Origin of the sequence: Streptomyces megasporus (genome assembly GCF_000718985.1) — a bacterium.
Taxonomy (GTDB): Bacteria; Actinomycetota; Actinomycetes; order Streptomycetales; family Streptomycetaceae; genus Streptomyces; species Streptomyces megasporus.
Genome location: NZ_JODL01000020.1, coordinates 1 through 15,111, shown reverse-complemented (window position 1 = coordinate 15,111; position 15,111 = coordinate 1). Strand labels below are relative to the sequence as shown.

The 15,111-nt window shown below is 68.7% G+C and carries 10 protein-coding genes; 4 read left to right on the top strand and 6 right to left on the bottom strand.

Translation table 11 applies throughout. From position 1 onward, the window contains the following. Positions 1-38 precede the first annotated feature (38 nt). Both IF47_RS0117675 and IF47_RS0117670 read right to left on the bottom strand, forming a co-directional pair. A complete protein-coding gene (locus IF47_RS0117675; protein WP_031509781.1) occupies positions 39-1,631 on the bottom strand; it encodes a serine/threonine-protein kinase in 1,593 nt (530 codons plus the stop codon). Between the two features lie 101 nt (positions 1,632-1,732). After that, a complete protein-coding gene (locus IF47_RS0117670; RefSeq protein WP_051717825.1) occupies positions 1,733-2,224 on the bottom strand; it encodes an ATP-binding protein in 492 nt (163 codons plus the stop codon). Between the two features lie 127 nt (positions 2,225-2,351). Here IF47_RS0117670 and IF47_RS0117665 point away from each other — a divergent pair, with 127 nt between their 5' ends. Then, positions 2,352-3,215 (top strand): helix-turn-helix domain-containing protein, encoded by an 864-nt coding sequence (locus IF47_RS0117665; protein WP_425423609.1) that lies wholly within the window; start codon positions 2,352-2,354, stop codon positions 3,213-3,215. Next, positions 3,212-3,403 carry a DUF397 domain-containing protein gene (locus IF47_RS0117660; protein WP_031509778.1) on the top strand — a complete coding sequence of 64 codons (192 nt, stop codon included), beginning with the start codon at positions 3,212-3,214 and terminating at the stop codon, positions 3,401-3,403. The genes IF47_RS0117665 and IF47_RS0117660 overlap by 4 nt, the downstream gene beginning before the upstream one ends. Before the next feature lie 909 nt (positions 3,404-4,312). Here IF47_RS0117660 and IF47_RS0117655 read toward each other — a convergent pair. The 4 genes from IF47_RS0117655 to IF47_RS0117645 all read right to left on the bottom strand — a co-directional run bounded on the left by IF47_RS0117655 (position 4,313) and on the right by IF47_RS0117645 (position 13,027). After that, positions 4,313-7,495: a type I restriction endonuclease subunit R gene (locus IF47_RS0117655; protein ID WP_031509777.1), complete on the bottom strand. Its 3,183-nt coding sequence runs from the start codon at positions 7,493-7,495 to the stop codon at positions 4,313-4,315. Continuing rightward, positions 7,492-8,412 carry a restriction endonuclease subunit S domain-containing protein gene (locus tag IF47_RS30775; protein ID WP_157839998.1) on the bottom strand — a complete coding sequence of 307 codons (921 nt, stop codon included), beginning with the start codon at positions 8,410-8,412 and terminating at the stop codon, positions 7,492-7,494. The genes IF47_RS0117655 and IF47_RS30775 overlap by 4 nt, the downstream gene beginning before the upstream one ends. A 413-nt stretch (positions 8,413-8,825) precedes the next feature. After that, positions 8,826-10,817, bottom strand: coding sequence for a type I restriction-modification system subunit M (locus tag IF47_RS0117650; RefSeq protein WP_031509776.1), 1,992 nt, complete (start codon positions 10,815-10,817; stop codon positions 8,826-8,828). Beyond that, positions 10,814-13,027 (bottom strand): N-6 DNA methylase, encoded by a 2,214-nt coding sequence (locus tag IF47_RS0117645; RefSeq protein ID WP_078591932.1) that lies wholly within the window; start codon positions 13,025-13,027, stop codon positions 10,814-10,816. Before IF47_RS0117645 ends, IF47_RS0117650 begins: the two co-directional genes overlap by 4 nt. Before the next feature lie 308 nt (positions 13,028-13,335). On the opposite strand from IF47_RS0117645, the gene IF47_RS0117640 reads away from it, so the two are divergent. Both IF47_RS0117640 and IF47_RS0117635 read left to right on the top strand, forming a co-directional pair. Next, positions 13,336-14,568 carry a DNA sulfur modification protein DndB gene (locus tag IF47_RS0117640; RefSeq protein WP_031509774.1) on the top strand — a complete coding sequence of 411 codons (1,233 nt, stop codon included), beginning with the start codon at positions 13,336-13,338 and terminating at the stop codon, positions 14,566-14,568. A 150-nt stretch (positions 14,569-14,718) separates the two neighbouring features. Then, entirely contained in the window at positions 14,719-15,051 is a 333-nt protein-coding gene (locus tag IF47_RS0117635; protein WP_031509773.1) for a hypothetical protein, read from the top strand. The last annotated feature ends 60 nt before the right edge of the window (positions 15,052-15,111 follow it).

Here is a 15,111-nt window from a genome sequence, read left to right as displayed (position 1 = left end):
GTGTTCGTCCACCGGCTCCCCTGACCGGGCTGTGCCGGTCACTGGCCGTCGAGTTCCCGGCGGAGCATGGCCAGGACCTCCGCGACCTCGACGGCCACCTCGTGGCGCGGACCGTGGACGAGTACGACGTCCTCGTACAGGGCCTCCAGACAGGCCCGGGCCTCCTGTGGGTTGCCCTGGCTCAGCAGCAGCATGCCGATGTCGCGGCGCAGCTCCACGGCCGCGTCGCTGACGTCGCTCTCGACGGCCCGTTCCACCTCGAGAACGGCCTGGAGCTCCGCCAGCGCCTCGGTCACCTGGCCGAGTTCGCCGCGGCAGCGGGCGGCCTGGGCACGGCAGTCACGGGCAGCCTCGCTGGTCGGCCCGTTGATGCGGCCGAACGCCTCGGCCAGCGCCTCGAACTCGGGCAGGGCCGCCCGGTGGTCTCCCGCCAACTGCCGGCTGACCGCCCGGCGCTGCCGCAGCCGCAGGACGGCCTTGTTCTCGGCGCCCAAGGCCCGCGCCAGCGGCTCGATCATCTCGCCCGCGACCTCGGCGGCCTGCGTGTAGCGCTCCTCCTCCATGAGGGCGATGTAGTGCTCGTCGACCTCCCGCAGCCGGGCCCGCAGCAGCTCCCGCTCGGGCGGCGAGACCACGTGTTCGGCGACCCGGCCGGGCGCCGCCGTGTCCGGGGCGAGACGGGGACGGCTCTCGGCCCGGGCGCGGGGCGCGTAGGGGCGGCGGTAGAGACCGGTCGGGTCCGGTGCCCCGGGCGGCCCGGCCTCCCCGAGGGCGGAGGACTCCCCGGGCGCCGGCAGGAAGGGCATCAGCCGCTCGTACACCTCCTGCACGTCCACCGGTCGGCTCTCCGGAGCCTTGCGGAGCAGGTGCAGGACCAGTGCCTCCAGCTCCTCCGGCACGTCGACCCGCAGCCGCCGCAGCGGGGTGGGCGCGGCGCGGACGTGCCGGTCCATCAGCTCGAACTCGCTGCTCCCGCTGAACAGCGGCTTGCCGCAGAGGAGTTCGTGGAGCACGCAACCGAGGGCGTAGAGGTCGGTGCGTGGGGTGACCCGGGTGCCGCGCACCTGCTCGGGCGACATGTACTGGTGGGTGCCGATGGGCCGGCCGGAGGCCGTCAGCCTGGTGACGTCGGTCTGCAGGATCGCCGCGACACCGAAGTCGAGGACCTTCACCGTGCCGTCCCGCGCGACCAGGATGTTGGACGGCTTGAGGTCCCGGTGCACCACGGGCACGTCGTGCGCGTACGACAGCACGGTGGCGACCTGCGCGGCGACCGCCACCGCCCAGCTGATCGGGAGGGGCCGCTCCTCGTGCACGTACCGGGTGAGGGGGACGCCCTCCACCAGCTCCATGACGAGGAACAGGTGCTCGTGGGTGCTGTCGAGGACGGCGTCGTACACCTGCGGCACGCCCGGGTGCTGGATGCGGGCGGTGATCCGGGCCTCGCGACGGAAGCGCCGCTCCAGCTCCTCGGCCAGTTGGGGCGTGGCGGCGACGGTCTGTGGTCGGATCCGCTTCACGGCGACGGGCCGGTCCAGCACCGCGTCGTAGCCCCGCCACACGTCCCCCATGCCACCGTTGCCGAGCCGCTCCAGCAACTCGTAGCGGCCCGCGATCGGTTTGTCCGGCACCTGTCCCCGCCCCGCGTCCTGCACTCGCGCTCGCTCGTTTCCCGAGCCCCGTTGGCCGCGGACAGTGTCCCCGGAAAGGGATCACTGCGTCCAGCCCGGCCCTACGAGGGCGCGGCGGACGGGCCGTATCGCGCCACTGTGTACTCGGCCCAGACCGTCTTGCCGGGGCCGTCCGGGCGTGGTGCGCAGCCCCAGCGATCGGCGAGGGCCTCGACCAGGAGCAGGCCGCGTCCGCCGATGGGGACGGGGCTGGTGTCGGGGGTGGCGGCGGGCGCGGGGAGCGCGTCGCCCCGCGTGTCGGTGACCTCCACGCGGACGGTGAGGGACGCGGCGGCGGGCGCGGTGAAGGCGAGGAGGTGGACGCGGAAGTCGCGGCCGGTCACATGGCCGTGGGTGACGGCGTTGGTGGCGAGCTCGGAGACGAGCAGGCTCAGCACGTCGTGGTCGTCGCTGCCGTACGGCACGCCCCAGGAGTCGAGCCGTTCCGCGCAGAGCCGGCGGGCCAGGCGGGCGCCTCGGGGCGTCGAGCTGAAGCGGAGGGCGAAGCAGGCGTGGGCGGGGGTCGCTGGTGCGGGTTGTTCTGTTCGGTTCATGCACGCAGCGTCGCCGGGTGTGCCATAGCGTGACCAGTGGTGACGCGCCGACGCGGTGGGGAGTACCCGCGGGCGCGCACCGTGTACGTCACGGTACGGCCGCGTGAGCGGAAAGTGGGGATGTGCGGTGCTGGACGACAGTGAGAGTGGCGTCGACGCCGAGGCGCCGGGGCAACGATGCGCCGAGGACGAGCCCGCCAGAGGCCTGATCGGCGCGTTCGGGCGGCAGTTGAAGCTGCTGCGGACGCGGGCGGGGCTGGACCGGGCCGAGTTCGGCAAACGGGTCGGGTACTCGGCCGACACGATCGCCTCGTACGAGCAGGGACGGCGGGTTCCGCAGCCGCGGTTCATCGAGCAGGCGGACGAAGTGTTGGACGCGCGTGGGCTGTTGGTGGCCATGAAGGGGGAGGTGGCTCGGGCTCGGTATCCGGCCTTCTTCCGGGACATGGCCCGGTTGGAGGAAGAGGCGGTCTCACTCCACGTATACGGGGCACTTGCGGTGCCTGGCCTGTTGCAAACCGAGGAGTACGCGCGTGCGGTCTTCACCATGCGCAGGCCCCTCCTTGACGAGGCGACCGTCGAGCAGCGGGTGTCCGCTCGCCTTGCCCGACAGGAGATCTTCGCCAGAAGCCCACTCCCGACACTCAGCTTCGTGATCGAGGAGGCGGTTCTGCGCCGTCCGCTCGGCGGGGCGTCCACACACAGAGGGCAACTCGAACAGATCTTTCTCCACGGCCAACGACGAAACGTGGAGATTCAGATCATGCCCACTGCCGGCGTCGAACACTGTGGCCTCGGAGGCCCGTTCACCCTCATCGAGACCAGCGACGGACAGCGGATGGCTTACGTTGAAGTCCAGCGGACCAGTCGCCTCTACAGCGAGCGGGAAGAGGTGCGGGATGTCGAGGAGCAGTACGGCATCCTCAGGGCGCAAGCCCTGACTCCGCGTGAGTCGATGGCTTTCGTCGAGGGACTTCTGGGAGAGAGATGAACTGCCAGGCAAGGGAGCCCCACTGGTTCAAGAGCAGCTACAGCAGCGGGGAGGGAGGCGAATGCGTCGAGGTCTGCCTCGCGCCGGACGTTGTACTAGTCAGGGACTCGAAGCGGGCAACAGGGCCGATGCTCAGCGTTGATCCCGATGCCTGGTCCGCCTTCGTGCAGCAGGCCGCGCGCGGCTGAAGCGGGCAGGAGCCCATGGGGTCCTGCACTGAGTGGTGCCGGACCCCACTCTCCGCCAGAAATCCACGGACCCCAGGCGGAGGATGCCTCCGGCACCCAGTCCGCACAGCATCTGGGACTGGTGGCATGGGGAACTGAGCGTCTCAACGTCCCAAGGTCATAACTTGCCAGTGCCAGGACTGACCGTGGTACCTGGTTCCGAACTCGTCGAGTTGCTCAAAGCCTCTCATCCATCGCCCGTGTCCGTGATTCTTCGCCAGGCAGGAACAAGTGCAATACGGGCCTTGTGCGTTCTGGCAGCGATGGTTGCAATTCTCGTCAGGGTGGTACTCACGCCCCAGAAGGATGCTGCTGTAGCGGCGCACGAGTTTGCCGGCTATCAGCAGGAAATAGCCCTTTGGAATCGTCCAGCACTGGTTGGACGGATCCCAGATCGGCCGTGCACTTGTAGGCATAATGGTTCCGATGGATGCGATATGCCCCAAATTGGTAGTGTTTGGTAGCCAGATCCGAAGCGCATCGGCGGCCGGAAGGGCAAGTGAGGCACGATGTTGCTTACGCCATGACGGCAGCCAGTTGGGGGCAGGAAGTTCTGGACTCTGTCTCTCCTGCTTGGAAGACATGTCGCTGCGGCCGGCCCCTCGTTCCTCGTGTATTGGTGCACGCCCCGCACCTTTGCAGAGGATGTCACTGAACTCGGTGAGTTGGTGAGGGGCCACGAGCCCCCTGCGGGTGCACTCAACCGGCTGAGCGCAGTGCGGACATATGAACAACATGGCGTCCCTTCCTGACAACGAGGGCGTCATGTCCTCGTTCGCCCGCCATAAGATGCGAGGGGCTCGTGAGCTGGATTCCTGGCATAAGGAGTTGTCCTGGCAGGGCCCCAGGCATAGCCTCAGGGCCCCTCCGTCAGAAGTCGTCCAGCCCTTCCTCCCGGCGGATCATCCGCCAGGCCGCGCGGCGGGCACTGCGGTCGAGGTTGGACTTGAAGTCCCGGTCCGTCCCGAAGTACCGCTTGCCGAGGGTGTCGATCGTGGAGACATGGTCCATCATGTTCTCCTCGAACTTCTTGTCGAAGACGACGCCGAAGTTCTCCTCGTCGTTGACGAGGGCGGCGGCCCGGACCTTCGGGTCCTTCTTCGTCGCGTTGAAGGCCGGGAGGACGTCCTCCTCGGTGAACTCCGTGCCGAACTTCGCGTTGAACTTCTCGATCAGCTCCGACAGCAGCGACTTCTCGGCCTCCTTCCCGCCGCCGACCCCGTCGCCGAACCCCTTGAGCTCGGCCGGGCCTTCGGGCACGAGGGACTTGTCGTGCTCGCCGGTCTTCTCGACGCGCAGGTGGCTGAGGTCGACCTCCCCTATGTCGACGCCGCCGTCCGCGAGGCGGGGCAGCCGGTTGAGCAGGTAACGCCCGTACAGGTACAGCCGCTCCAGGTCGGCGTCCTGGTAGGGGACGATCTGCGCGAGGAAGCCGTACTTGCGGACGTAGTCGTTGAGGTGGGCCCGGAACTCCTCGGCCGTCTCGACGTCGTCCTCCTCTTCGCTCTCCAGGAGAGCGCTGAAGCGGGTGACGGCGGGGGAGAGGAGCCGGTACAGCTCGGCGTGCAGCTTCTCCCACTTGGCCTGGGAGCCGCCGGCCTTCTCCTGCGCCTCGAAGTACGCGGCGACGAACTCGTCCATGTCCTGCTCCGAGATGATCGGCGCGGACATGACGAGACTCTGGGCCGTGTAGAGGAGGTTCGGGTCGGAGGGCAGGGTGTGCGCCTCCTCGAAGTACGGGCGGAAGGCGTCCTGGATGTCCTCGGCCTCGTTGACGAAGTCCAGGACGGCCAGGTCGGCCTGCGACTTGCGGTCGGCGGTGCGGTTGAGGCGCGAGAGCGTCTGCACCGCGGCGATGCCGGTCAGCTTCTTGTTGACGTACATCGTTGTGAGGAGCGGCTGGTCGAAGCCGGTCTGGTACTTCTCGGCGACGACCAGGATCCGGTACTCCTGCTGCCCCTTGCCGCCGGCCTTCGCGGCCCTGTCGTCGGCGCGGGTGTAGGCGAACGCCTTGGGCAGCGCGCTCTCCGGCAGACCGCCGTTCTCCTTGCTCTCGGTGGTCTCCTCGCCGTCGATGGTGAGGGAGCCGGAGAAGGCGACCAGGACACCGAGGTCCGGGTACTTCGTGTCGTACTCGCGGTCGGCGATGTAGCTCTTGATGGCGCGGGCCATCTCCACGGCGGACTGGCGGGACGCCGTGACCACCATGGCCTTGGCCCGACCGCCGAGCCGGCCGCGGGTGTGGGCGACGAAGTGCTCGACGATCACCTGGGCGTGCTGGGACACTGTGTGCTCGTGCATGAGCGCGAACCGGGCGAGCAGGCTGTTCGCCTTGGCGGGGTCGACCTCCTTCTCGTCGCGGTTGAGGTTCGCCAGCTTCCAGTAGGTGTTGTAGGTGACGTAGTTGCGCAGGGGGTCGAGGATGAAGCCCTCCTCGATGGCCTGGCGCATGGAGTAGGTGTGGAAGGGCCGGTAGACGGTCTTGCCGTTCTCGACGGCTTCCGTACCGAAGAGTTCGAGGGTCTTGGCCTTGGGGGTGGCGGTGAAGGCGAAGTAGGAGAGGTTGGCGGCCTGGGAGCGCTCGACCGCCTTCGCCTTCAGCTTGTCCTCCACGGTGACCGTGGTCGCGCCCTCGTCGTCCGAGTCGGCGTCCAGACCGAGGTCGCGCAGGGCGGCCCGCACGGAGGTGGCGGCGTCACCGGACTGGGAGGAGTGTGCCTCGTCCACGATGATCGCGAAGCGGGTGCCCTTGATCTCGGTCGGGTTGTCCTTGATGTAGTTCAGCAGCGCCGGGAACGAGTGCAGGGTGACCGTGACGATCTTCCCGGTGTCCCGGGAGAGCGCGCGGGCGAGCTGCTCGCTCTTCGCCCCGTGCTTCTCGTCGACCTTCACCACCAGGCCGTCGGTCTGCGAGAAGCTGCCGACCGTCGCCGAGAGCTGCGCGTCCAGCGCGCGGCGGTCGGTGATGACGATGACCTTGTCGAAGACCGGCTCGCCGGGCTTGATGCGGCCCTCGGCGAGGGCGTCGGGCCGCAGAACGGCGGGATCGCGCCGGGCGTGCAGATCGCTGAGGCGGTGGGCCAGCCAGCCGATGGTGTTCGACTTGCCGGACCCGGCCGAGGCCATGACCAGGTAGTTCTGCCCGGCGCCGTGGACGGACGCGTGCGCGGTGAGCTTGCGGACCACGTCCCACTGGTGGAAGCGGGGGAAGATCGTCGTCCTGGTGGTGCCGCCGCCGGGCGTCTTCTGCTTCTGCTGGTGCACGAAACGCTGGAGGAGGTCGAGCCAGTTGTCCCGCTGCCAGACCTCCTCCCAGAGGTAGGAGGTGGCGTACGTGCCGGGGGTGGTCGGGGCCGGGTTGCCGGCTCCGCCGGGCTGGCCGGGACCGTTGGAGCCGGTGTTGAACGGCAGGAACCGGGTGCTCTTGCCGCGGAGCTGGGTGGTGACGAAGACCAGATCCGGGTCGACCGCGAAGTTCGCGATCACGCGGCGCGTGAAGATCAGCTCGGTCGGGTCGCGGTCCGTGCGGTACTGCTCCTTGGCCTGCTCGACGCCCTGACCGGTGAGCGGGTTCTTCAGCTCGGCCGTGGCGACCGGGATGCCGTTGAGGAACAGGGCCAGGTCGAGGCGGTGGCCCCAGTCGGCCTGCTTGGTGGCGTAGGGCAGCTCGCGGACGACGGTGAGGCGGTTGGCCCGGTAACCGTCGAGGACGGAGTCCGCGGAGATGAGGTTGGGCCTGAAGTAGGCGACGCGGAGCAGGACCCCGCGGTCCTTCACGCCGTTGCGCAGGACGTGGAGCAGCCCGTCCTCGGCGATGGCCCGGTCGAGGCGCTGCGCGAAACCGCGCTGCGCCTCGTTGGGGTTGCCGCCGTAGACGGTGAGCAGCTCGTCCCACTCGTCGGGCTGGGTTGCGCCGATGAAGGTGAACAGTTCGTTGGTGTCCAGACCGAGATCGGCCTGGTAGTCCTCTGGGTTCGCCTCCCGCCAGCCGCGCTCGCAGAGCGCGGCGACGATCGCGGAACCGAAGGACGACTCGTCGTGCACGGGGCTCATGCGGAAACTCTTTCGGTCACGTTGCGGCCGCTGGCGGTGGAGACGTCGAACTGGCCGGTTACGGCGGCGGTGATGAGGGCTTGACGGCGCTCGGCAAGCAACTGCAACTGTCTCTCAAGAGCCTGTCTGACCTCCTCAGACCATGCACGCATGGCCGTGAGGTGCGCAGAGATTTTGCGTTGCAGTTGCAGCGGAGGTCGAGGCATGGGGAGCCGAGCCAGGGATTCCCACGGTCTGAAATCTACTGATCGCTGGCGAACATTTCCGGCTTGGAGTGCCAAGTAACCCGTCAAACCCATCGCCCTTAGCGCAAAAGCCATGAACAATGGGTCATCCTCTGGACGCACGGCGCAAACATGGTAGACGGGACTGGATTTACCTCGAGAATCTGATACCCCCACGGCTCCAGCGAAGCCATCCAAGGCGTGGAATACAAGATCTCCCGGTTCCACGCCTTGATATCCTTGTTCAAGATCAGAGAAGGTGTACCCCTCTTCTCTGTGACGAGAACGAAGAGTAACCGTTCCGTCCCTGTAAGCCGTAACGACCGAATCCGTGGATCTAGTAGGTCGGTTCAATTTCTGCATAATCCTGCGCAGCGGGACGACTTCCCAATCCGCAGGGGCTGTGGGCGCTAGCACGCTACCAGTCGATCCATGCTGCGACTTGCTCGACAGGGTATTTGTTTCTGTCTGAGTCCCCGGAATCACGGTGCCGCTCGTGGCCCCAATCAATAGAGAATTCTGGCGCTCATGCAGAAGACTGACTTGCTTCCTTCGAACTTCCAGTAGGCGGGCAATTCGGTTTGTTGCGCCTTCCAGGAAATTTACGATTCTGCGCTGCTCGTCGAGCGGGGGAAGTTCTATCGGCATGCCGAGAAGGGCATCATTCGCGAAATTCATCTGCGATTCAGCCATTCCCGTCTTCCTGGAGTCCAGGTAACTTTGAGACCTGGGAGTGGCAAGGGACCAGGACAAAAATTTCGGGTCGACAAAGGCTGGGTTCGGGCGCAACAGGAGCATTTTGCCCGAGACTGCCAGCCGGGGGGGAGTTTGATCCACGTAAACAGATACGCCGACCCGGTTCCGAGGCCCGGCTTTGGTGACGATCACGTCACCTACCCTTACCTCGGCGTCCGTCAACCCCCAGTACTCGGGCGGCAGGACCTTGTGCTGCCGCCAATCCCATCCATCCCACTTAATTGCTGTGGTTTTTAGGACACCCCATTCCTGGCTGCCGTTGACGTTTCGATCGTCGCTCGTAGGGCTTGGCCCTGACGCGACGTGTGTCAACAACCACCGGAGGCGCTGAGAGCTACGGGAGGCATTCATCAATCCGTCACCTCGCCCAGGAGTCGCTGAATTTCCGCTTCCAAGGAATTCAACTCTGCGTCGATCTCAGCCAAAGGTCGAGGCGGCTCATAAACGTAGAAGTGCCGTGTGAACGGAATTTCGTACCCGATTTTCGTCTTGCTGTGATCGATCCACGCGTCCGGCACGTATGGGTGGACCTCCCGCTTCAGGTACTCATCGATATCCTCACCCAACGGTGCGTTCTCGTAATCTCGAAGTTCCGGGTCCGGCTCCGGCCTGCCCTTGACGAGCTGGACCTCGCCCTCCGGGTCCCGCACGCCGACGACCTCGCGCAGCGCCTTGTAGAACGGGGTGCTGGTGGGCCACGTCCCGCCGGCCTGGACCACCGCGTCCTTCAGGGCGAGCCAGGCCTCCTGCTTCGTGGCCCAGCTCGTGCCCATCAGGGACTTGAAGGCGTCTGCCAGCACCGGGGCCTGGGGAAGCTTCTGGATCGCCTTGGACGCCTCCAGCGCCGCCAGCGACTCTTCCGTGATCTCGAACCGCAGCTTCAGCGGGCGTTCCACCGTGATCCGCTGGTAGCCGAAGGCCTCGTTGCGGAAGACCTTGACCTTGCCGTGCAGCGGGTGTTCCGGGTTCTTCGCCACGTCGAGGGCTTCGCCGTACAGCTTGACGACCGTGGCGATGTGCTCCTTGCCTAGCTCCTTGCGCTTGTCGCCCAGCGACTTGCGCATCTTCTGCCACTGGTCGCGGGCGTCCAGCAGGACGACCTTGCCCTTGTGGTCCGGGCTCTTGCGGTTGGTCAGGATCCAGAAGTAGGTCGAGATGCCGGTGTTGTAGAAGAGCTGGTCCGGCAGGGCGACGATGCCCTCCAGCCAGTCGTTCTCCAGGATCCAGCGGCGGATCTCCGACTCACCCGAGCCGGCCGCGCCGGTGAACAGCGGCGAGCCGTTGAAGACGATCGCGAGGCGCGAGCCGCCCCCGCCGTCCACGTTGACCGGCTTCATCTTGGAGATCATGTGCTGGAGGAACAGCAGTGAGCCGTCGTTGATGCGCGGCAGGCCCGCGCCGAAGCGGCCGGCCTCGCCGAGCGTCTTGTGTTCGGCTTCGACCTCGTCCTTGACCTTCTTCCACTCCACGCCGAACGGCGGGTTGGCCAGCATGTAGTCGAAGGTCCTGCGTGCGTGGCCGTCGTCGGAGAAGGAGTTGCCGAAGGCGATGTTCTCCGGGTTCTGGCCCTTGATCATGAGGTCGGACCGGCAGATCGCCCAGGACTCGGGGTTGAGCTCCTGCCCGTACACCTCCACCGTGGCGTCCGGGTTGAGCTCCGTGATCAGGTCGTCCATCGCGGAGAGCATGCCGCCCGTGCCGCAGGCCGGGTCCAGCACCGTGCGCACCGCGCCGGGAAGCTGGAGCGCGTCGCCGTCCGGGGCGACGAGCAGCCGCACCATGAGCTGGATGACCTCGCGCGGTGTGAAGTGCTCACCGGCCGTCTCGTTGGACTGCTCGGAAAAGCGGCGGATCAGCTCCTCGAAGATGTAGCCCATGTTGTGGTTGGGCACGACCTCGGGACGCAGGTCCAGGTCGGTGAACTTGCCGATGACCCGGTAGAGCAGCCCCGCGCCGTCCAGCCGCTTGATCTGCTGGGCGAACTCGAAGCGGTCCAGCACGCCGCGGGCGTTGTCGGAGAACGCCCCGATGTACACCGCGAGGTTCTTCGCCGCGTTCTGCGGGTCCGCCGCGATCTTCTTCAGGGTCAGACGGGACCTGTTGTAGAAGGCGTGGCCCGAGGCCCGGCGCAGGAAGCGGTCCGGGTCGATGTCGCTGTCCTTGTACCGCTCCGCGACCTCGGCGACCTTCTCGCGGGTCGGTTCCAGCACGCACTCCAGTCGCCGCAGCACCGTGAACGGCAGGATGACCTTGCCGTAGTCGGACTGCTTGTAGTCCCCCCGCAGGAGGTCGGCGACGGACCACGCGCGGTTCGCCAACTCCGTGTGCTTGCTGATGTTCAAGACTTCTTCCGCTTCCCTTCCGGGGCCGGTACGGATGACTGTGAGTGCGGCGGGAGGATTCGTTCCTCACCCGTCCGCATCAAGAGTGGGGGTAGCTCCAGAGCCTCGGTGGACTCCGGCACCAACTGCCCGCCCGTGAGCCCCCCGCTCACGAGCCGTGCCGTCTCCTCGGCCAAGTCCCGCGCGCGCCGCGCCTGTTCACGCAGCGCCTCGACGTGGCGGAAGGCCTCGCCGTACCGGCGCTGCTCCGCCAGTGGCAGCAGCGGTACGCGCAGCCGCCCCGGGTTGAGGTGGAGCGTGGAGCTGCCGGTCGAGGCGCCGGCCAGGTTGGCCTCGGAGCTGAGGAAACCGAAGAGGAACCAGGGGTCAAGCCGTGCCGGGTCCGGCCGGAACAGGTGGACGCCGGCCCCCAGCAGGGCACCGGCCTCCGCCTCGCCCGCGAGCCGGGCCATGGGGCCGCTGCCGCCGACCAGGTTGCGGACCAGGACGTCGCCCACGGCGATCTCCGGCATCTGCTCGGCCTGCGCGTCCAGGACCTGTCCCGTCGGTCCCGTCCCGCGGGCGATGTCGTCGCCCGTCAGGACAGGACGGTGTTCTCCGCCGTCGGCGCCCGCCCCCACGTCCTCCGTCTCGGCGACCGTAGCCCGCGTCGAGGTGGGAACCGTACGCAGCACCTTCAGCGCCCCGCCCCGCGCCAGGTCCGACACCGTGGCCGTGCGCCACTCGCGGGCCGAGACCCCCGCGGCGTCCCACGGCGCCGTGCCGGCCAGTTCGGCCACCGTCCGCACCGCCGCCGCCAGTTCTTCGCGGGCCGCCGCGGCCTTACGGGCCAGCTCCCGCGGGTCGATGTCCGCCTGGGAGGCACGCACCTGCCGGGCCGGGGTCACGTCGACCACGTCGTCGAGCAGGTCGACCACGCTCACCGCCCGCGCCACACCGGCCTGCGCCTCGAACCCGTCCGGGTCCTCGGCGTACACCGTCCACGCGGAGAGGATCTGCTCGGTCACCCGCGCCCAGTCCACCGCGCCGGCACGGCTTCCGCCGCGCGCCGGAGCCGTGGGCTCGCCCGCGGTGTCGACGAAGAGCACCGTCTGGTACGCGGGCCGGGTCGGCTCCGGGCGTTGCAGCACCCACACCTGCAGCCCGATGTGGAGCGGGATCGCCGCCCCCGGGGGCAGCGCCGCCACCGCTCGCAGCGCGCCGCTGCGGATCAGCTCGGCGCGGATGCGACGGCCGGAGGAGCGGGACGCCGTGGCCGGCGGGAGGAGCAGCACGGCGTGGCCGCCCGGTTCGAGGTGGGCCAGCGCGTGCTGGATCCAGGCCAGTTCGGACTCGGCGCGGGGCGGGAAGCCGTACGCCCAGCGCGGGTCGTAGGCCAGTTCGTCGTGGCCCCAGTTCCGGTCGCCGTAGGGCGGGTTGCACAGCACGGCGTCGACGGTGAGGTCGGGGAAGGCGTCGGCGCGCAGGCTGTCGCCCGTGCGCACGGTGACGTCCGCGCCCTTCTCGGCCGTCAGGGTCAGGCCGACCGCGGTGCGCCGTGCTTGGACGGGGAGGTTGTCCTGCCCGTACAGCTCGCGCGCGCCGCGTGCGGCGGCGGCCGTCAGCAGGGCGCCGCTGCCGCAGGCGGGGTCGAGGACGCGGGCCGGGGAGCCCGGGAGCAGACGGGCCAGCAGGTCGGCGAGCGGGGCCGGGGTCTGGTAGGCGCCGCTGGCGGCGCTGTCCTCCAACTCCCGCTCCGCCAGTACGCCCAGTGCCGCCTGCGCGCCCTCGTCGCGGACGCAGAGCAGCAGGGCGCGCAGGACCGCGGTGTCGGCGGGGGTGAACCGGACGGGTTCGGTGGTCGGCGCCACGTCCGCGACTCCGGCCGCCGCGTCGTTCGCCTGCTTCACCAGGTCGGCGTCGGGCAGCGCGAGCAGGTCGGTGAGGCCGTCGGCGGGGCGGCGGGCGGCGGCCAGGACCAGCAGGAGCAGGTCGGACGTGCCGGCGGCGGCCGGTTCGCGGAGGCGCAGGGTGGTGCGCAACTCCCCGCTGGGCGTGGCCGCCGTGCGCTGCCCGCGTGAGGCGAGCCAGGCGCGGACCTCCTCCAGGTCGTACAGCGGACTGCTGTCCGTGCCGCCCGAGGGGGCCGGGAAGTCGTCGTGCCGGCGTCGCCAGTTGCTGACGGTGGCGCGCGTGACGCCCGCGATGCGGGAGATCTCGGCGGCTGTCACCTGGGCGGATGGTGCGGATGGCTGCGGCATGGGTGGTCCTGGCTCCGATGGTCGGCGTGGTAACACCCTACAGCACGCGTCAACTCCTGCAAGCTGTTGGACGATGCTTTCGTTCTCATGCTTTCATGGAGACGCTTCCGACGGTGAGCGGCGCTCCCCGGCGTGAAGCGTCACTTTCCTTGCCACAGCCATGTCCGCGAGCGCCCAGCCCCTCGTCCTGCCCCCGTCCCTCTCGGCGGGAGGCCGGGAGAGGCGTGGCGCCTGGAGAGCCGGGCGACGGCCGACCGTCCACCACTCAGGGGGAACCCATGCGTCTGACCATGCCGAGCGGCACCCCGGAAGGAATCCCGCTCACCGTCATGCCGTTCCGCGAGGACGCGGTCATCGGCACCATGTCCCTCGCGACGCTGGTACGTCTCGTGCCGTCGCCGCGTCAGGAGGAGGACCCGCGCGCCCTCAAGACCGCTTCCGGGCACGACCGGCGCCACGCCGAGCTGCGCGCGACCGTGCAGCGGACGCTGAAGTCCCAGAAGGGCAGGAACATCCCGGCCTACGCCGAGTACATCGCCGCCGGCATCCTCGGCAAGCACGGCTCCGCCTGGTCCACGCCCCCGATCACGCTCTGGCACGCGGACGAGATCGCCGCGATGAGCGACGAGCTGGTCCCCGGCTCGGGCCTGCGGACGCTGACCGTCGCCCCGGACGCCATGGTGATCGCCATCGACGGCGAGACCCAGACCACCGCCTGGCACGACATCTACCAGGACCCGGAATCCTTCGGCCTCACCTACGCCGAGCTCGGCCGGCGGGTCCGCATCCCCTTCGAGCTCTACCTGGGGCTCTCCCCGGCGGACGCGCGGCAGATCTTCTACGACCGCAACGTCAAGGGCATCGACGTCGCCAAGAACCTGGCCATGTCCATGGACCAGCGCGACTTCGCCACCCGCCTGGCTTACACCGTCGGCGAGAAGCTCGAAGTCGAGTCGGACGGCCGGCGGATGCCGTTCGGCACGTTGGTCAACACCGGCAAGCGGCAGCTCACCAAGGCCGACAAGGAGGTCGTGACGCTGTCCGCGCTGCGGACGCTGATCGTCACCACCGTCTTCGGCAGCAAGGGGGTGCAATACTCGGCGGCCAACGTCCACGAGGGCGACCTGCCGCCCGGCACCGACGCCGACGAGGTGGAGACGGTCGTCATCCGTCTGGTGTCCCGGCTGATCGGGGACCGCTTCCCGGACTTCGCCCGGCGCAGCGCGATCACCGCACCGGCCGTGATGGCAGGCCTCGGCATCCTGCTGCACCGCACCACCCCCTGGTGCGCCCCCGGTGACGCCATGAGCCACGAGACGGTCGAGCGCCTGCTCGCCGACGTCCGCTGGGAGCGCGAACCCGCCTACTGGGACGGCGTCTGCGCCAGTGTCGGCTCCACCGGCCGGCTCAACTTCAGCGGCGGTGTGAAGGACTCCGCCGGCCGCGTCGCGGGCGCGCTCCTCGACCCGCACGGCGAGTTGGGCCGGAAGATCCGGGGCCGGTGGGGCTGAACAGGCCCGCGACGTGGAGCCCTGACGCCGGGCCCCGCTCGGCCGACCGCCCCGCCCCGTACCGGCCCCGCCCACGGCTCCCGCCCCCACGTACCGATCGCACACCGTGTGCGGCCCCGTTCACCACCACCCGCGACCTGGAAGGCCCTTGTGACGATCACCGAGCACACCGAGCTGATCCGTCGCCTCGCCGACGACTTCACCGCCCTGCAAGAGGCCGTCCTCGCCCGCATGAACGGGATCTGCGCCCCGGAGATCGCCGAGGCCCTGGACCACGCCTCGCTCGCCGGTCCCATCACCGTCGTTCTCGCCCACGCCGATGTCCTCGCTCGGGGGGCCGTCCGGCGCGCGGAGCTCTCGGCTCAGCTTCCCGAGCGGCTGCGACGGTTGCGCGCACACGCGCGCAGGGTGCGACGGGCCCGGTCGCAGGCGGAAGCCCTGTACAAGGAGCTTCCCAATCGGGTTGTCAAGCCACAGCAGTGACGGGAGGTGAAGCGTGGTAACACTCACCGTCACGGATCATCGCCCACAGGACGTTCACGC